The 19,333-nt window shown below is 52.9% G+C and carries 14 protein-coding genes; 4 read left to right on the forward strand and 10 right to left on the reverse strand.

The features are described 5' to 3' along the window. The first annotated feature begins 165 nt into the window (after positions 1-165). Positions 166-1,983, forward strand: coding sequence for an ABC transporter ATP-binding protein (locus LWL52_RS05990; protein WP_242917881.1), 1,818 nt, complete (start codon positions 166-168; stop codon positions 1,981-1,983). Between the two features lie 191 nt (positions 1,984-2,174). Here the strand turns inward: LWL52_RS05990 and mgtA are convergent, their stop codons facing one another. Next, entirely contained in the window at positions 2,175-4,685 is a 2,511-nt protein-coding gene (mgtA, locus tag LWL52_RS05995; protein WP_242917883.1) for a magnesium-translocating P-type ATPase, read from the reverse strand. Positions 4,686-4,730: 45 nt separating this feature from the next. Further along, positions 4,731-6,686 carry an ATP-dependent zinc metalloprotease FtsH gene (ftsH, locus tag LWL52_RS06000; RefSeq protein ID WP_242917885.1) on the reverse strand — a complete coding sequence of 652 codons (1,956 nt, stop codon included), beginning with the start codon at positions 6,684-6,686 and terminating at the stop codon, positions 4,731-4,733. Between the two features lie 253 nt (positions 6,687-6,939). Between ftsH and LWL52_RS06005 the strand changes: the two genes are divergently transcribed. Both LWL52_RS06005 and LWL52_RS06010 read left to right on the forward strand, forming a co-directional pair. Next, positions 6,940-8,076: a DmpA family aminopeptidase gene (locus tag LWL52_RS06005; RefSeq protein WP_242917887.1), complete on the forward strand. Its 1,137-nt coding sequence runs from the start codon at positions 6,940-6,942 to the stop codon at positions 8,074-8,076. Further along, positions 8,060-8,911, forward strand: a complete 852-nt coding sequence (locus LWL52_RS06010; RefSeq protein WP_242917889.1) for an aminotransferase class IV — start codon at positions 8,060-8,062, stop codon at positions 8,909-8,911. The genes LWL52_RS06005 and LWL52_RS06010 overlap by 17 nt, the downstream gene beginning before the upstream one ends. On the opposite strand, the gene LWL52_RS06015 is transcribed toward LWL52_RS06010, so the two are convergent. From LWL52_RS06015 to LWL52_RS06050, 8 genes are all read right to left on the reverse strand, one after another. Next, complete coding sequence (locus tag LWL52_RS06015; protein ID WP_242917891.1) at positions 8,908-9,081, reverse strand: hypothetical protein; 174 nt, start codon at positions 9,079-9,081, stop codon at positions 8,908-8,910. The genes LWL52_RS06010 and LWL52_RS06015 overlap by 4 nt on opposite strands. Next, entirely contained in the window at positions 9,066-9,491 is a 426-nt protein-coding gene (locus LWL52_RS06020) for a hypothetical protein (RefSeq protein ID WP_242917893.1), read from the reverse strand. Before LWL52_RS06020 ends, LWL52_RS06015 begins: the two co-directional genes overlap by 16 nt. Before the next feature lie 276 nt (positions 9,492-9,767). After that, on the reverse strand, positions 9,768-10,520 hold the full coding sequence (locus LWL52_RS06025; protein ID WP_242917895.1) for a copper homeostasis protein CutC: 753 nt from the start codon (positions 10,518-10,520) through the stop codon (positions 9,768-9,770). 3 nt (positions 10,521-10,523) lie between these two features. Continuing rightward, the gene (locus LWL52_RS06030) at positions 10,524-11,498 is read right to left on the reverse strand and encodes an isoaspartyl peptidase/L-asparaginase family protein (protein WP_242917897.1); all 975 of its coding nucleotides are present in this window, start codon (positions 11,496-11,498) and stop codon (positions 10,524-10,526) included. Positions 11,499-11,636: 138 nt separating this feature from the next. Next, positions 11,637-12,563, reverse strand: coding sequence for a nucleotidyltransferase family protein (locus tag LWL52_RS06035; protein ID WP_242917899.1), 927 nt, complete (start codon positions 12,561-12,563; stop codon positions 11,637-11,639). A 217-nt stretch (positions 12,564-12,780) separates the two neighbouring features. After that, the gene (locus LWL52_RS06040) at positions 12,781-13,866 is read right to left on the reverse strand and encodes an endonuclease/exonuclease/phosphatase family protein (protein ID WP_242917901.1); all 1,086 of its coding nucleotides are present in this window, start codon (positions 13,864-13,866) and stop codon (positions 12,781-12,783) included. 210 nt (positions 13,867-14,076) lie between these two features. Then, a complete protein-coding gene (locus LWL52_RS06045; protein ID WP_242917903.1) occupies positions 14,077-14,631 on the reverse strand; it encodes a 3'-5' exonuclease in 555 nt (184 codons plus the stop codon). Between the two features lie 100 nt (positions 14,632-14,731). After that, positions 14,732-16,222 (reverse strand): peptide MFS transporter, encoded by a 1,491-nt coding sequence (locus LWL52_RS06050; RefSeq protein WP_242917905.1) that lies wholly within the window; start codon positions 16,220-16,222, stop codon positions 14,732-14,734. A 417-nt stretch (positions 16,223-16,639) separates the two neighbouring features. Between LWL52_RS06050 and LWL52_RS06055 the strand changes: the two genes are divergently transcribed. After that, the gene (locus tag LWL52_RS06055) at positions 16,640-18,859 is read left to right on the forward strand and encodes an alpha-galactosidase (protein ID WP_242917907.1); all 2,220 of its coding nucleotides are present in this window, start codon (positions 16,640-16,642) and stop codon (positions 18,857-18,859) included. The last annotated feature ends 474 nt before the right edge of the window (positions 18,860-19,333 follow it).

Here is a 19,333-nt window from a genome sequence, read left to right on the forward strand (position 1 = left end):
CAGGCAAAGAATTACATACATGGTTATCAGCCTGTACGTACTTAAGAGAAAGAGCTCAGCTGTTGCCGGCTGCCTTTCAAATTTATCTCATACTCGAAAAGCTGTGGTAGTATGAATGCAGAACTCCGAAGCGAGCGTCGTACTGAAGCGGATAGCATAAGGTTTGTGAAACCCTCCACAAGCCTTTTTACCCTCGTGCTGAGTCTGGTAAAGCCCTACCGGATGTGGCTGATTATTGTATTTATTGCGATGCTGGCCGAGACAGGTATGAGCCTGGCTACGCCCTGGCCGCTTAAGGTGATCATTGACAATGTGATTGCCAATGAGCCACTGCCGCATTGGCTGGCATGGATCGAAAAGCTGCCACTGGGCACGCATAACATGGAACTAGCCGTAGTAGCCGCTTTTGCAATGATCTTGTTGACGATCCTGGGCGGGCTGGCCAGCTATATCAATAATTATTTTACCGAAAGTGTAGCCCAGTATGTCGCCAACGACCTCCGCCGGCGCATATACCACCACCTGCTGCGCCTTTCGCTTTCATATTACGACAACCACCAGGTAGGTAAACTGCTCAGTACCATTACTTCGGATGTGTCTACCATCCAGGATTTCGCTTCCGAAACACTGCTTAATATCCTGATCGATGCCCTAACCATTATCGGTATACTTGGTTTAATGTTTTACCTGAACTGGGACTTTACTCTGATGGCTGTGGCAGTGGCTCCGTTTCTGCTGCTGTTTGTGATGCGCTTTAAAAAAGCCGTGAAAATGGCTACGCATGAAGTGCGGAAAGACCAGGCGCAAATGGTAGCTGTGCTACAGCAGGGCCTGGAATCGATACGCGCAATCAATGCCTACGGCCGCCAGGACCTGGAAGAGGACCGGCTGAAGCGTGTCAGCTATGAAACAGTGGAAGCAGCGTTGAAGGCCCGCAAGATCAAATCGATGGTTTCGCCGGTAGTGACCATAATCGTGTCGCTCTGCACTGCCTTTGTACTGTGGCGCGGAGCCCACCTGGTGCTGGCTGGCGCCATGACGATAGGAGCCCTGACTGTTTTTCTGTCGTACCTGAACAAATTCTTCAGCCCGGTGAAGGACCTGGCTAAAATGACCACCAACATTGCCCAGGCCATGGTGGCTTTAGAGCGTATCCAGCAGATCCTTGACACCGACACCATCATCCGGCAAAAGCCGGATGCACGCAACCCGGGCAAGCTGAAAGGGGATATTGCCTTTGAGAGCGTTACGTTTGCTTATGTAGAGAACCTGCCTGTGCTGCACAACATCAGCCTCTCCATTCAGGCAGGGCAACATGTTGGGGTTTGTGGGCCCACAGGCAGTGGCAAGTCTACAATCGCCAGCCTCATTCCCCGCTTCTATGACCCGAATGCCGGCCGCATATTGATCGACGGCACCAATATCCGTGACTTTACGTTGGAAGGGCTGCGCATGCAGATTGGGTTTGTGCTGCAGGAAACGGTGCTGATCTACGGTACCATTCAGGAAAACATTGCTTACGGAAGACCAGAAGCCACGCCGGAGGAAATTGTGAAAGCCGCCAAACAAGCTTATGCACATGAGTTCATTATCCGGTTGCCAAAGGGGTACGATACTTTGGTGGGGGAACGCGGCATGACCCTTTCAGGAGGCGAACGCCAGCGCATTGGTATTGCCCGGGCCATCGTACGTAATTCGCCTATCCTTATACTGGATGAACCTACCGCTTCGCTCGATACAGAATCGGAGAGAAGCGTGCTCGATGCGCTGGAAAATCTGATGGCAGGGCGCACGGTTATTACCATCACCCACCGGCTGCGCACCATCTGCAAGGCAGATAAAATCATCGTCATCAAAGCCGGTACGGTAGCAGAAGAAGGCAGGCATGCGGAACTGCTAAAGCAAGGAGGGCTGTATGCTGAACTCTATCATTTGCAGGATCAGGAAACCTATGCGAACAGCTTGTCGCCGGAAAAACAGTAACACATCTCATCTTAATAACTATTTACTCCTTTTCGAGGATCTATCTTACCGGCATAAGGATAGTTCCTGTATTTTGCTTCACTATCCATTACGCAAGGAGGTACCATACAAATAAGTATAACTTTCCTGGCCTCACAGTAACCAACGGGTACATGCGTACCTTAAACAGGACCTTTGAACATACGCAGCAGTCATGAAGAAACTGCTCTGAACGAGCGGAAGAACCAAAGCTTCAGCAGCTCGGCTGTAACAGCATAGGCTAATAGAATGCATCCGATGGCCAGCGCCTGTGGCTGATGTAGACTTGTTAGGCTGAGCGCACCGGCAAGCGGGGAGAATGGCAACCAGACGGTAACGAGTAGTGCCAGCAGCGCAATGAGCAACAGCAGCCTGCCGGGATTGCTCCGGAAAAGGGGCTTATGTGTCCGGATAATGAATACAATGAGCAGCTCGGTGATAATGGACTCCAGAAACCAGCCTGTCTGGAAGGGAGTCTCGCGGAGGCCAAAATAAGTATGTAACGTATAAAAGGTGGCAAAGTCAAATACAGAACTATGCAGGCCAAAGACCAGCATAAACCTTCGGATGAGCCGGATGTCCCACCGGAGGGGAAGGCGTAGCTGTTCTTCATCTACACGGTCGGAAGCTACGGCCAGGTATGGGAAATCGGTGAGCAGGTTAGTGAGCAGGATTTGTTTGGGCAGCATGGGCAGAAACGGGAGCAGCAGCGAAGCGCCGGCCACGCTGAACATATTGCCGAAGGTAGCGCCGGTGGTGGCAAAAATATACTTCATGGAGTTGGCAAACGACTTGCGCCCTTCCAATACGCCGGCTGCGAGCACTACCAGGTTTTTTTCCAGCAGCACAAAATCAGCGGCTTCTTTGGCTACGTCCACAGCGTTGTTGGTCGAAATACCCGTATCGGCGGCATGGATGGCGGCCACATCGTTGATGCCATCGCCCAGGTAAGCCACCCGGAACTTCGATTTCTGCAGCGCCCGCACGATCTGTTCTTTCTGATGAGGTTCTATTTCAGAGAACACATCCGTTTTGGCCGCATTCACGATAAGTGCTTCCGGCGACATTTTGCTTAACTCTTCTCCACTGAGGATGTTGGAGGAGGCCATGCCCAGGGCCTTGGCGGCGTGCATGGCTGCATAACGGTTGTCGCCCGTAATTATCTTTACCGCAATACCCATCTTCTCCAGCCTTGCTATCGAATCTACCGCGTCAGCTTTTAGCTTATCTTCCAGCAGTATAAAACCCAGAAAGACCATTTCCTGCTCATCTTCATACACAATGTCGGTTTTGGAAGTTTGTTTATAGGCAATGCCGAGTACGCGGTAGCCTTCCTTGCTGTAGTGCTCCAACTGGGTCTTTACCTGCTGGCGCTGCTGCTCCTCAAGGGCTGGTTCCGTGCCGGCCTCATCGGCATAAAAGGTGCATACGTCCAGCACATTTAGCAGCGCCCCCTTGGTAATGATGATGTTACCTGAGGCGCTCTTTACGCCAATGCTCAGCCGCTTACGGATAAAATCATACGGTATCTCGTCGTACTTTTCATAACCGGCCGGCTTCAAAGGCAGTGATCCGATCTCCTGGTCAATGGGGTTGGTAAAGCCGTTCTGGAAGGTAGCATTGAGAAAAGCAAAGAGCTGCGCTTTGGGATCGGGCTTCCCGGCAATATTCACAATACCGTGCACGGTTACGGAGCCTTCGGTAATAGTGCCGGTTTTGTCGGTGCACAGCACGTTTACCTCTCCAAAATTAAAGATGGAGGAGAGGCGCTTCACAATAACTTTCCGGTCCATCATGCGGCGGGCACCGGCCGACATGGCAAAGGTCATGATGGCGGGCAGCAGCTCGGGCGCCATACCTATTGCCAGCGCCAGGGAAAACAGCAGGGAGTTAAAGAAAGGCTTGTGGAAGTATAAGTTGGTGACAAGTATGAAAACCGACAGCAGCACCGTGATCCGGAGCAGGAAATAGCCAAATCCCTTCAGCCCCTCTTCAAAAGCAGTAGGGGATACCTGGGTGAGGCTGTGCGCCATTTGGCCGAAAACGGTTTCCGGGCCGGTGTATACCACCAGCGCCTTTGCCGTACCACTCACCACGCTGGTGCCCTGCCACAGGCAATTGCTTTTTTGGTTCAGCGGCGTATCTTCCGGCAGTATCCCCGGCGCTTTGGCAACCGGAAAGCTTTCCCCGGTCAGGGAACTCTCGTTCACGTGCAGTTCGTTGCTCTCCACAATGCGGCAATCCGCCGGTATCAGGTCGCCGGCATTCAGCAGCAGCACGTCGCCGGGCACCACCTCCTTCGTACGCACGTCTACTTTTTTGCCCTGCCGGACAACCTGGTGCTTTACCGCGATTATCTGCAGGAGCTTTTCTACCGCTCTGCCCGCGTGCAGCTCCTGGAAAAAGCTTAATAAACCCGAAACCAGCAGGATAAACAGCACGATAATCGTATCTGAGGTTTCTCCCAGGATGGCAGACAAAATCACGACAATGATGAGCAGCAGCATTAGCGGGCTGCTGAACTGGCGGAGCAGGAGCTTTAACTCGCGTTGCGACCTGCTCTTTACCCGGGCTTTTCTTTTTTGAGCTACTATCCGGCGCCTTGCAATAGGGGCAGAGAGGCCGTCTGCACCGGAGTGTAGTTGCTTGTAGAGTTGCTCGGTAGTAGCTGCGGCAAGGGTCACCTATACATATGTTTTTGAGGACTGCCAGTCTGGCGAAGCAAATGGTTACAGAACACCGGCAACTGGAGTTTCTCTGGCGGGTGTAAGCCGTTTGCCAAGTATAGCCTCAAGGTCTTCTTTAAACACCACTTCTTTCTGTAACAGCAACTCGGCCAGCTTTATGAGCTGCTCCTGGTGGCGCGACAGCAGCTCTTTGGCTTTCAGGTAAGCCTCGTTGAGCAGCTTGATGACTTCGGCATCTATCATTTTACCGGTTTCCTCGCTATAGGGCTTCGAGAGTCGGGTGTCTTGCTGCCCGGTAGAGTCGTAAAAGCTGATGTTACCGATCTTCTTGTCGAAGCCATAGTAGGCCACCATCATATAAGCTTCTTTGGTGGCTTTCTCCAGGTCGTCCAGCGCGCCGGAGGTTATTTCGCCAAAGGTGATTTCTTCTGCGGCTCTGCCCGCCAGCATGGCGCTCAGGTGTTCTGTAAAGGCGGTGGCCGATTTCAGCTGCCGTTCTTCGGGCAGGTACCAGGCAGCGCCCAGGGCCTTGCCTCTCGGGATGATGGATACTTTGATCAGGGGATCTACATGCTTCAGCAGCCAACTCACCAGCGCATGGCCCGCTTCGTGGTAGGCAATGATCTTTTTCTCTTCCGGCGCAATGATGCGGCTCTTCCGTTCCAGTCCGGCCACAATCCTGTCCAGGGCGTCCATAAAATCCTGCCGGTTTATACTTTCCCGCTTTCTGCGGGCGGCAATCAGGGCCGCTTCGTTGCAGACGTTGGCAATGTCGGCGCCGGAGAAGCCGGGTGTCTGAGCTGCCAGGAAAGCCACATCCAGTGTGTCATCGGTTTTAAGCGGGCGCAGGTGCACCTTAAAGATCTCTTCCCGCTCGCGGATGTTGGGGAGCTCCAGGTAAATGTGCCTGTCAAAGCGGCCGGGGCGGAGCAGCGCCGGGTCCAGCAGGTCGGCCCGGTTGGTAGCGGCCAGCACAATCACGCCGCTGTTCGTTTCAAAGCCATCCATTTCGGTCAGCAACTGGTTCAATGTGCTTTCCCGTTCGTCATTCGAGCCCGAGTAAATCGTGTTCATGCCCCTGGACTGGCCAATGCTGTCTATTTCATCTATAAAAATGATGCAGGGCGCTTTATCCTTGGCTTGCTTGAACAGGTCGCGCACCCGCGACGCGCCTACTCCCACAAACATCTCCACAAACTCCGATCCGGACATGGAAAAGAAAGGCACCTGGGCTTCGCCGGCCATGGCTTTGGCGAGCAAGGTTTTGCCTGTGCCCGGAGGACCCACCAGGATAACGCCCTTCGGGATCTTGGCGCCCAGTTTGGTGAAGGCCTCCGGGCTTCGGAGGAAATCCACCACCTCCTTTACCTCCATGGAAGCCTCTTCCAACCCCGCCACATCGGCAAAGGTAATCTTGCTTTTCCGGCCTTTATCAAAGAGCATGGCCTTTGACTTTCCGAAACTGAAAATGGAAGTACCCCCGGCGCCTCCTGCACCAGCGCGCAGCAGGTAACGCCAGAAAAGCAGGAAAAGCAACAGCGGAAACAACCATACTAAAATTTTACTCAGCCAGTTCTCCCGCTTCACATACACCACGTCTATCTGCTGATCCAGCGGCGTGCCTTTCTGCGCTTCTTCCAGCTTCCGCTCAAAGGTTTCCACAGAGCCAATAGTTAACGTATACTGCGGCCCGGGCATGACTGCTTTGCTCTTACCAGGCTTCATTTCCTCGTTGAAAGGCGGAGTATCGGCAAAGGCTTCCTTGATGTAAATATCGGCTTCTTCGTTGTTGATGACCTCAATTTTAGCAATAGCCTTTTTGGGGAGCATGTCTTTTTCCACTTCCAGCCACGAGGTCGTTTTACGGGGAGCAATGTCTGCTTTATAGATCGTGAACAGCACAATAACCCCTATCAGCAGCAGGTAAGTCAGCAGTGTAGGTCCTGTTGCAGGGGGCGTACTGTTGGGCGTTTCTTTCTGAGAAGGAGTTGCAGCCACGAGAAGTTGTATAAACTTCCTCTTTTTTACTTAGAATAGTGCTGTTTGGATTTGTATTTACCTGTTTAAATAAAATTTATACTTGTGTGGCAGCGCCGGTCTCAACTGTGTGGCTTTGGGGCAGGGCGTAGAGTTTCCGCATCTGTTCGTCCTGATTGGGTATGAAGGGCGCAAGTGGCTTTTATAAAAGTCACTCATACTGCTGCATATTATCTCATTCCTGATATATTTACCGGGGCAACAAGGCACCTACATGAAACGACCTTTTATACTGCTGCTTATGGTGGGGATTACCTCGCTGGCTATGGGCCAGGAGCGCATGCGGGCCAGAGACTATGGCCTGAAAGTGGGCGTGCTGCCCACAGGCAAGTATAATGCCATTACGGATGTGGCCGGCGTTGCCGTGGGCCATACGACCTTGGTCAAAGGCAAGGATGTACGCACCGGCGTAACGGCGATTCTACCGCATGGCGGCAACATTTTCCAGGACAAAGTGCCCGCTGCCGTTTATGTCGGGAATGGGTTTGGGAAGCTGGCCGGCAGCACGCAGGTGCAGGAACTGGGCAACCTGGAAACGCCCATCGTGCTGACCAACACACTCAGTGTGGGCACTGCCCTGGAGGCGGTGGTTACGTATGTGCTGGACCAGGAAGGCAACGAGAAGGTACAGTCGGTGAATGCGGTAGTGGGAGAAACTAACGACAGCTATTTGAATGATATCCGGAGCAGGCCGGTCACGCAAAAGCATGTGCTGGCCGCCATCCGGCAGGCAAAAGGCGGCGTTGTGCCCGAAGGCAATGTGGGCGCCGGCACTGGGACGGTGTGTTTTGGTTTTAAGGGCGGCATTGGCACTTCGTCGCGTTTGCTGCCAGCCGAAGCGGGCGGCTATACGGTGGGCGTGCTGGTGCAGACAAATTTTGGCGGCGTGCTGCAAATAGCCGGCGTGCCGGTGGGGCGGGAACTGGGCCAGTTTTACATGAGCGAGTATGCGCAAGATAAAGCTGACGGCTCCTGCATGATCGTGGTGGCCACAGATGCCCCGGTAGATGCCCGCAATCTGGAACGCATGGCCAAACGCGCCATGATGGGGCTTGCCCGAACCGGCGGCATCGCCTCGAACGGCAGTGGGGATTACGTGATCGCATTCTCCTCAAATGCAGGGCTGCGCATTCCTTACTATTCCGAAGAAAAAACACAAACCGTGCGGCTGCTGCGCAACGAGGAAATGTCGCCGCTGTTTATGGCCACTATCGAGGCTACCGAAGAAGCGATCCTGAACGCGCTGTTTAAGGCTGAAACAATGGAAGGAAAAGAGCAGCATAAAGCGTTAGCGCTGCCCCTGGATAAAGTATTGAACCTATTGGAAAAACATCATGCAATCAACCCCTGATCTTTATGCCTATGTGTGTGGCGAGGTGCTGCCGCTGAAGAATGCCTTTCTGCATGTGAGCGACCTTGCCATACAGCGGGGCTACGGTATATTCGATTATTTTAAAGTGCAGCACGGGCAACCGGTGTTCCTGTCCGATTACCTGAGCCGCTTTCGTAAATCGGCCGAACTCATGGCCTTGCCTGTTCCATTGTCAGACCTCGAACTGCAGGCAGTTATCCGGGAGCTCATCCAGCGAAACGGTCTGGAACTTTCGGGCATGAAGATGATCCTCACCGGCGGCTATTCCGCCAACGGCTATGATATTGCCACTCCCAACCTGCTCCTTCTCCAGCAGCCACTTGCTTTGCCCAGCGTGGACGCGCAGGAACAAGGTATCCGGGTGATCACCCACGAATTTATGCGGGAAATTCCACAGGCCAAAACCATCAACTATACCATGGGCATCCGGCTGAACAGGCAGCTGCAGGAGCAGGGCGCAGCCGACGTGCTTTACCACCAGCAGGGTGTGGTTTCGGAGTTTCCACGGTCCAACCTGCTTATCGTAAAGCAGGACGGCACGGTTTGCACGCCTGCTGATAATGTGTTGCTGGGCATTACACGCAAAAACGTGCTGGCGCTGGCCCGCAAAAAGTATCCTGTAGCAGAGGGTGTGGTTACCCTGGAGGATGTTTACCAGGCAAAGGAAGTGTTCATGACCAGCACCACCAAAAGGGTGCTCCCCATTGTGCAGGTAGACGATCAAGTGATCGGAACGGGCAGGCCCGGCGACGTAGCCCGCGGGTTGCTAAACGAACTGATCGCCCTGGAAGCGAAAGAAGCCGCCGCTGTTTAAGCAGGGTTTTCCCAGCAGGTGCCTTTTAAGGCCGGTTGCAAAGTATAAGTATAAGTATAAGTATAAGTATAAGTATAAGTATAAGTATAAGTATAAGTATAAGTATAAGTATAAGTATAAGTATAAGTATAAGTGGCTGGCTTATGTATAGCGCTTATTCTTCTATCCACTCCACGGCCTCGCGGTAGGTCTTAAACTGCTGCACTTCTATGGCAGTATTGAGCAACACCGCCGACTTATCCGCCAGGGCCATAAAAGTGGCGATGTTTTCTTCGTCGGTGGTGATGCGGGCCAGCTTTTTGAGGGGAGAGGCAGCGGCAATTGGTACCAGTTCCTGCAGTAAATGCAGCAGGTCCTCCTCCGATACTTTCGCCAGGTGATTGGTGTCCTGAATCCAATACCTAATGGTTTTCTCCCGCAGATAGTAGGCAAAGATGCGGGCAGCCTCCCGGTATTCTTTACTACTGGGCTTGCGCAACCATTCGGAGTACATTAGCCCCATGGCCTCATCAATGATCAGGTGCAGGTAGTCGTTTTGGAACTCCGGCATACTTTCCAATAGTGAATTCTGTCTTTGCATGGGAGAGCGTTTTCGGATCATCAACAAACCAGGCCGGATAATGTTAAGGCCAGGTACGGCATCTAATACCTGATTTACAATCCTCTCAAGCAAGCATTACTATCTGGCTGCACTTAATAACAGTTGGGCACCTTGTATACGTTTTCGCGCGCCAGTAGCGACAGTTTTGGGCACATTATTTCTACAGCCGGAACCAGGCTGGAAGCGGCTGCAGCGCCTGTTTGTTCCCGGAAGGCGCTTAAGTAGCAAAGCAAGTGGGAACAAACAGGTTATTTGCTACACGCTGACGGCAGCCTGGCGGAGGCAGCTTACTCTGGCTGCATCGGCAGCCAGCAGTTCATATTCGCTCAGCTCCTGTGTGCCGGACATGGAAACATCCGCTCTGCGGAAAATCATGGCGCTTTCGGACCTGCTTCGGGCAGATGTATGAATTTCTGTTACCCCTGTGTTGCTAACGATCTCCCGGATATTCTGCTCGTTTACGCCTCCGCCTGGCATGATCACCAGCTGGTCGCCGGCTCTGCGGACGAGCTCCGCAATCAGAGGAGTTCCTTCAAAGGCCGTTGCTTTTTGTCCTGAGGTTAGTAAACGGGGTATTTTCAGAGCCAGCAGGTCATCCAGGGCTTTGTAAGGATCAGCAGCCAGGTCGAAGGCCCGGTGAAAGGTTACGCTCATCGGCGCGGCAAGCGCCACCAGTTCCTGCATGCGCGGCATGTCGATGTGGCCGTCTGCCTGCAAAATGCCGGTCACCACGCCGTCTGCTCCCAGTTGCCTGGCTACCCGGATGTCCTGTTTCATGATCTCAAACTCAAGATCCGTATACAGAAAGTCTCCTCTTCGGGGGCGGATGAGCACGTGTAGCCCGATCGTTATACTTTGGCGGGTAAGCGCAATCAGGCCGGCAGAGGGTGTCGTGCCGCCCTCCACCAGGCCGGCACAAAGCTCCACGCGCCTAGCACCTCCCTGCTGGGCAGCTACTGCCGCCTGGGCAGCATCAACACAGATTTCGATTAATACTTGCTCCGGCATACGTTACATGCTGCTTTTGGCGTCGATAAGTTTGTTCACCCGCTTGTCGCGCACCGCATAGTTAAAGCCTTTCTGGATACAGTAACCGCCATACTCGCCTTGTTTGTTCAGGGCAATAAAGCCGACCTGCAGGTCCTTGACATTCTTTTGCTTCGAAACGATGCGTTCAACTGCCAGCCGGCAGGCTTTCTCGGGGGCGTGGCCCTGTCGCATGAGCTCTACAACCAGGTGGCTGCCCACCATGCGCACCACAGCTTCACCAAGCCCGGTGGCCGTTGCGCCACCCACTTCGTTGTCGACAAACAAACCGGCCCCGATGATGGGTGAGTCGCCCACGCGGCCGTGCATTTTGTAAGCAGCGCCGCTGGTGGTGCAGGCGCCGGCCAGGTTGCCATGGGCATCCAGCGCCAGCATCCCGATGGTGTCATGGTTTTCGATGTTGATGACCGGCTTATACTTTGATTCCTTCAGCCAGTTCTGCCAGTCTTTTTCAGATTCCGGGGTAAGCAGGTTCTCTTTCTCAAACCCCTGAGCAAGGGCAAACTGCAGCGCGCCTTCGCCTACGAGCATCACGTGAGGCGTCTCTTCCATTACCTTGCGGGCCACCGAAATAGGGTGCTTGATGTGTTCCAGAAAAGCGACCGAGCCGCAGTTCCCTTCTTTGTCCATTATGCAGGCATCCAGCGTAACGTGTCCCTCGCGGTCAGGATAGCCGCCGTAGCCTACGGTGCGTACCTTGGGGTCTGCCTCCGGAATCCGGACACCGGCCTCCACTGCATCCAAGGCGTGGCCCTGTGCTGCCAGCACCTGCCAGGCGGCATCGTTGGCGGGCATGCCATGGTCCCAGGTAGAGATCACGATGGGCTGGTTGGATTTGCCTTTGAAGCTGCTGGCAAATGCCTGGCCGATCGGATAAAGACCACTTAAGGCGGTGGTGCCCAGGGCGGATAATTTAAGGAACCTGCGTCTGCTATTCATGAATTTATACTTAGTTTATACTTTGTTGATGCTTGGTTTATACTTGTCTGAAAAAATAAGAAGCTGGACCGGCCGCACTTCCTGCCGCCATCACAGGAGTTTATACCTGCAGCGGAGCAGTATGCGGCCCTACATCGCTCACAGGTCCGCGACGGATGCTGTTCCCCATAAGTTGGCTGGGTATACCCCCGCCTGGATCAGGTTTGCCAGGTTCCGGATAACTTCGGTTTTGTCTTCCGGATAGGTAACCCCGAACCATTTTTCAGGTGTGGGCAGCACTTTTACGCGCGCATCGCCTGCCTGTATCAGCGCATTCACCACTTTCGGCAGGTAAAGCTCTGCTTTGGGGTTGTCGCTGTTCTCTTGCAGAAATGTTTCGAGATGCTGGGTTAAATAAGGGAACAGCGTGGGTTTAAAGGCCATCAGGTTCATCGATACAATCTCATCGCCCTGCAGGCGAATTGGCGTGCTGCCGGGGTCCTGCACCATAATACCAGTAGGTGTCCGGGCAATATGGGTATACTCGGATAAAGCCGTCAGGTAACCAGCCTCGTCCAGGGCGCAGATGCCCCTGGAAACCGGGCCGTTCTCCGACAGGGTATTCGCCAGTTGGTAACCGGCCAGAGCATATTCATGCTCATTTTTATTTTTCAGCAGGAAATCAGCGGCTAGCTGGAAAGATTCATAGCCGTAAAAATCATCGCCATTTAGCACGGCAAAAGGCTCCTGCACTTTCGGGGCCGCTACCCACACGGCATGGCCCGTTCCCCAGGGCTTCAGCCGGTTTGGGGGTACAGAATAGCCCGGCGGCAGTACGTCCAGCTCCTGAAAAACATAGGTAACAGGCAGATTGGCGGGGAGCCGGTGAAGCAGTCCTTTTTTAAATTCCGCTTCCATCGCTTCCCTGATCACGAGAATAACCTTGCCGAACCCAGCTCTTAACGCGTCATAAACCGAGTAGTCGATAATGGTCTCTCCGTTCGGGCCAAAGGGCTCCAGTTGCTTTAAGCCGCCATAGCGGGTGGCCATTCCGGCAGCCAGAATAAGTAAGCTGGGTTTTTGCATATACCGATGTTTCTTGGGTTCAGGTATTGTTATTGGCGCTTAAGGTAGCAAAGATAATCTGCCAGGGCAATTTATTACATGCCGTTGCGGGAGATTTGTACCTTATCAGCCAAATGGAAAGGAGAAGTTCGGGATGGTAGATGGCTACTTTTCAAGCCAGAAGATACGATTTTATACTTGCCCGATGGGGTATGCTTCGCAAGGGGAAGTATACCCGTTATTTGCCCGGCTCATGCACGTCCGCTTCCTCCACGTCATGTTCGTCCATCTTCTGCTCGGCCCATTCCAGGTCTTCCTCATCGGCTTCCAGTCCTTCCTGGTCCGCGCCATGGGGCACATCGTACACGAGCTCTACCAGCATCGGAAAATGATCGGAACCGAAATAAGGCAGCCGCTGGATGGAGGCCAGGGTAAAATGTTCGCTATGGAAAAGATGGTCCAGGGGCCAGCGGGCAAACCAGTAACGGGCATGAAAGGTATTGAACATGCCCCGGCCAATGCGGGGATCCAGTAGGCCGCTTATTTTCCGGAAAAGCCGCGTGGTGGAAGACCACGCCACGTCGTTCAGATCGCCGGTAATGATGATGGGCACCACTTCGTCGGACACGCTTTTTGCAACCACCAGGAGCTCTGCGTCGCGCTCCGAGGAAGCTAAATTCTCGGTTGGGCTTGGCGGCGCCGGATGCAAAAAGTGCATCCGCACCCGCACGCCGGAGCGCAGCACCACCAGCGCATGCATAGAGGGCACATCGTGCTCTACCAGAAACTGCACTGCTGTATCTTCCAGGGGCAGTCTGGAATAAACATGCATGCCATACAGGTTTTCCAGGGGGCACTTGATCGTATAGCGGTAATCTGATTCCAGCACTTGCAGTTTTTCCTGCCACCAGCTATTCGTTTCGAGGGTGACCAGCACATCGGGCTGGTGTTGGGATACTAGTTGCAGCAGTCCTTCGTAATTCCGGTTGGGCATGAGCACATTCGCCGTCATAATGCGGATTTGATCCCGCTTTTTGTGGCGCCGTGCTGTTTTTACCTCCTTCCGGAAAAGCTTGGTATAAGGAAGGATCCAACCCGAATGGAAACAGAAGCAACCTAAGGCCAGGCTTTCGACAAACCAGGTATTATACTGCGAGAAGTCCAGGGTTACGGCATCGGCCAGCATAATAAAAAGGGCCACAACCATAAACTGCAATCGTGGAAAATCGAGCCCCCGTACCCACCAGGCCTCGTAGCGCCAAAGGGGCAGCAACGTTACAACGACAAGGAAATAGGTAAGTAGAATCTGTATATCTTGGATCATCTGCCAGGGCTTGCGCTAACGTTTTGCTTCAGTAAAAGATAATACGTTACAATGGCCGCAGGGGAGATTTTACCTGGAAAGATTTCTGCTACCGCATGGCCGAAAGCCGGAAGTATAGCGCCATAGTCAGCAGCTTTTCATACTGCTTTAACTTTTGGAGTAGTTTCCATTTCTTCCAGTTTTTAGCAGGTATAATGCGCCGCGCTATGCTTATAGGTGTGTAATAGTGCTCAGCATTTTAGCTGCGAATTCGGTCTCACAGGTAGTGCCGGTGTGGGCGAGCGCTTTGAGCGTGAGGGCGGCACAGGCATGGGAATCGGATGCGGCACGGTGGTGGTGGAACTGTATCCGGTGCATGTTGCAGAGCGATTTCAGGTCATAAGCAGACAGGCCTTTCCAGATTTTGCGGGAGAATTTAAGGCTGCAGGCAAAGCGGGCTTTGGGCAGTGGCAACTGGTAGGTGGCCAGGGTTTTGCGCAGCACGCTGAAGTCGAAGCTGGCATTGTGGGCAATGAGCAGGTGGCCATCCAGGTAGGGTTTTATCGCCGGCCATAATTCCTCAAACGTGGGCTGCTGCGCTACATCGGCGGGTCTGATGCCATGCACAGCCACATTAAAGGGATTGAAGTGCGGGTAGTATAAAGGTTTGATGAGCCAGGATTTTGTTTCCACAATCTGGCGGTCGCGCACAATGGTCACCCCAAGTTCGCAGGGGCTGTCGCGCTGGGGCGTCGCCGTTTCAAAATCAAGCGTAATAAAATCCATGTAAAAGGCAGCAGTATGAATGGCTACAAAGATAAGCGCAAAGTATGGCTTTGGAAGCAAAATATTCCCGGGCTGTCCTTAGCCCGGGTTAAATGCAGCCTTACCGCACATCGGCCATCCATCTGCGGATAAGCGGCACCAGCAAAATAAGCACCACGCCAATGCCGATCGAATACAGCCCGATCTTACTGATGATGTCGGCATAATAAGGTAGGGAGAGCACCGGGTTTGCCACTACGTTTTGCGGTACGCTCATCAGGGCGCCGATCTTACCGGCCAGGAACTCGCCAATAGCGCTGGCAAAAAACCAGATGCCCATCATCATAGCCACAATGTTGGCAGGCGAGAGCTTGGTGATCATCGACAAACCGATGGGAGAGAGGCATAGCTCGCCGCAAATGATAAAGAAGTAACCAAGTATAAAGGCAGACAGGGCGATCAGGCCATTATCAGCCTGGAGGCAGGCGGCATAAAAAACGCAGAAACCTAACCCCAGGAAAATAAAGGAGAGCCCGAATTTCAGGGGCGTAGAAGGCTCCCAGCCTTTGCGGCTGAGGGCGGGCCACAGCCAGGCAAAAAAGAAACTGAGCACAATAACCCAGGCAGGCGGCAGAAAGTTGTTTACCGACAAGGCGGGCAGGTGTATGCCAGCTACCTGCATGTCCACATTGCGCATGGCAAACAGGTTGAGCGAGCCGGCGTTCTGTTCGTAAAAGGCCCAGAACAGCGTGGAGAAAACAATGAGCACCAGGGCGGCAAAGAGCTTATACCGCGCCACGCGCTCCAACTGAAAGGCAATATAGAGGATGTAGGCAAACGAAAGTGCCCCAAGCCCGAACATGATGTAATCCATCACTTCATACCTGTGAAACAAGGCCACCACCATAGGGATCACCAGCAAGGTGCCGCCATAGATCACGATCTCGGTTGGGATGCCAGAAAACAGCGGCTTTCTGAGGGCAGCAGGGTTGGGTGGCAACCCTTTTTCCTGCAGTGAATCTTTGCCGATGTAAAAAACTACCAGGCCCAGCAGCATAAAGATGCCCGCCAGCCCGAAGCCGTAATGCCAGTTGATTTTCTGCCCCACATACCCGCAAAGCAAGCCGCCTAATGCCGCCCCAATGTTGATGCCCATGTAAAAGATAGAAAAGGCACTGTCTTTTCGCGGATCGTTATCGGCGTATAAGGTGCCCACCAGGCTCGAAACATTGGGCTTGAAAAAGCCATTGCCACAAATGATAAAGGCCATGCCATAAAAAAAGCTCCAGCCCGCCGGAATAGCTAGCACCATGTGCCCGATGGTCATCAGAATGCCCCCAAAAAGCACAGCCCGGCGGTAGCCCAGGAAGCGGTCGGCAATAACGCCGCCAAACATGGGCATGGTATACACCAGCGCGGCATAGGAGCCAAGTATGGCATAGCCTTTCGGCTCGTCAAACTTCAGCTGGGTCACCATATAGGCCAGCAGGAGGGCTTTCATGCCATAAAAAGAGAAACGCTCCCACATCTCGGCAAAAAACAGCATGTAAAGCTGCTTCGGGTGGCCGGTTGCAGCAGGGGCTTCGGGGATCTTCGGTTCTATTAAATCCATAGGTTCTTCTGATGAGGCAATTGTTTCTATTGGTATGGTAATGGGGACCAAAAAGCAGCAAACGCGCAGGACAGCACGCTTTACATCATTGCAAACACGGTAAAATAAAACTAAAATAAAAGAGGCGAGGCAAGGAAAACCTTTTCCCGGCTACACATCAGGTGTTGCGCCTTGTAAATTGCTATCCTTTTCCCCTTTCAGCCTGCTGGAGCGGGTATTTTCAAACGAATATTGCGGCAGCCACGGCACTTTTATACTATCATTTTTACAGCGCAGCCCTGCTGATATATTTATTTCCTATTATATTTCTTATTTTACCTGCCTTATTAAGGCAGCTTCTTGCCCGGAAAACCCCGGATCCGGGAAGTGACCCGCTGTTTTGACCTGAATCAGCGCCTGCGCTTAAAACAATAATCTATGAAACGCATGATACCCTGTTTTGCACTCACCCCAAAAGCCAACAGTTTTTGGCTGGCCTTGTTTCTTTTGCTGGCCGCCCCAGCCTTTGCGCAAAAGAAAGTAACCATCCCGATCACTACTGAAAAAAATGTTCTGGTGCTGCAGGTTGGGGAAGACAAACGCGTGGGCATTATCTACTTTGGTCCGAAACTGAAAAACGCTTCCGAATACGAGCAGATCCCAGGCATGTACCGCAAGGGCGATGATTACTCGGGCGTGCTGAATGCGGCCTACACAACCGCCGGTTCCCGTAACCTGGTGGAGCCCGCCATTCAGGTGACCCATGCCGATGGCAACACCTCGCTTGCCCTGGAATATGTAAGCCACCAGGAAAAGAAGGAAAACGACAACGTAACCCTTACCAGCATCCTGCTCAAAGACCCCGCATACGATTTAAATGTGACGCTATACTATAAAGTATACCACCAGGAAAATGTGGTGGAGCAATGGTCGGCTATCCGCAACAACGAGAAAGGGGCTGTTACGCTGCACAAGTATGCCTCTGCCAATTTATACCTGTCGGCACCGGAATACTGGCTCAACCACTACCACGGCGACTGGGCCCGCGAAATGCAGCCCGACGAAGAACAACTGACCGCCGGCATTAAAGTGCTGGACTCCAAACTTGGCACGCGGGCTAACCTTTACCAGCCGCCTACCTTTATGGTGTCGCTGGGCAAGCCGGCTACCGAAGAAGAAGGCAACGTATTATATGGCTCGCTGGAGTGGACCGGCAACTTTAAGTTCGACCTGGAACTGGATCCGCTCCATAACCTGCGCATCATAGCCGGTATAAACCCCTACGCGTCGGAGTATGCCCTGGCGCCGGCCAAAGAATTCAGCACGCCCCCTTTTGTGTATACTTTTTCGGATAAGGGCAAGGGCGAAGCCAGCCGGAACATGCACCGCTGGGCCCGCAAGTATAAACTGCTCAATGGCACCGGTAAGCGCCTGACGCTGCTCAACAACTGGGAGGCAACCTATTTCGACTTTAACGAAACCAAACTCACCGCCCTGATCAAGGATACCAAAAAGCTGGGCGTGGATATGTTTCTGCTCGACGATGGCTGGTTTGCAAACAAATACCCCCGCAACAGCGACAAAGCCGGCCTGGGCGATTGGCAGGAAAATGTGAAGAAGTTGCCGCACGGCATTGGCTACCTGGTAAAGCAGGCGCAGAAAAATGACGTGAAGTTTGGCATCTGGGTAGAACCGGAAATGGTGAACCCCAAAAGCGCGCTCTATGAACAACACCCCGAATGGGTGATCCGGCAGCCCACCCGCCCGGAGCACCTCTACCGTAACCAGCTGGTGCTGGACTTGAGCAACCCACAGGTGCAGGATTTTGTATTTGGCGTGCTCGACAAGATCATGACCGAAAACCCGCGAGTAGCTTTCTTTAAATGGGATTGCAACGCGGTGATCTACAATGCCCATTCCGCTTATCTTTCCAAGCAGTCGCACCTGTACGTGGATTATGTAAAAGGCTTTTATAACGTGTTGGAGCGGTTTCGGGCTAAATACCCCAAACTGCCCATGATGCTCTGCTCGGGCGGAGGTGGCCGCGTAGATTACGGCGCCCTGCAGTATTTTACCGAATTCTGGCTCAGCGACAACACCGATCCGCTGGAGCGTATCTTTATCCAGTGGGAGTACTCCTACTTTTTTCCGGCCATTGCCCACGACAATCACGTAACGGACTGGGGCAAACAGCCACTCAAATTCCGAACCGATGTGGCCATGATGGGCAAACTGGGCTTTGATATCGTGGTGAGCAAGCTGGGCAAGGAAGACCTGCAATTTGCCCAGGATGCCGTGAAAACGTATGACTCTTTCAGCGATGTAGTATGGCACGGCGATCTTTACCGGTTGGTAAACCCCCGCCAAAATGATTTTGCCGCGCTCATGTATGTCGATGCCGCGCAAAGCAAAGCTATTATGTTCAATTACCTGGTCAGCAACCGCTACAATGCCGGCAGCCCCTCGCCTGTAAAGCTGAGCGGCCTGGACCCAAATAAAAAGTATAAGGTAAAAGAGCTTAACCTGTATCCGGGCACCCGGTCTGCTTTGCCTGCAGATGCGGTTTACTCCGGAAATTACCTGATGAACATCGGTGTGAATCCCCTGGTAAATGCCCAACGCACCAGCGTCATTCTGGAGCTGACCGAGACAAAGTAATAAGCCTGGTATAAACCAGGTACATGCCAGGTATAAGCCTTTTGCTTCGTTGCGGGCAAAGGGTTTATACCTGGCTTTTGTTTTTAGTTTCGGCCGGGAAGGCAAGGCCGGCTAGTCATCCACCTGATAGCCGGACTAAAAAAGCCCTGAAGCTGGTTTCATGGGGAACAGTCGGTTCGAGAGGCTGCTGGAGGCTTGATTTTTCTTCACATGTAAAAGGGTAGGGAACAGGTGCGAATTTTTTCGGATAAATATATCCCGCCCTGTTTGCAAAAAACAAGTCCGTGCAGCAGGCTGCCTCCGGGTTCATATTCAGATGCTTAGAAGCTGCTGAAAGGTACAGTTACCTATCCATAAAGTAGGGTGTAGCAACCCAGTAAAGGCTGGCTACCAGTGTTTGCATCAATCAAAAGTTAATATTCTTTCCGATATTTAGGCTATGCCAGGTGCTTCTTGGTGAGCTGAGCAGTTCCG

Origin of the sequence: Pontibacter liquoris, assembly GCF_022758235.1 — a bacterium.
In the GTDB taxonomy this organism is placed as follows: domain Bacteria; phylum Bacteroidota; class Bacteroidia; order Cytophagales; family Hymenobacteraceae; genus Pontibacter; species Pontibacter liquoris.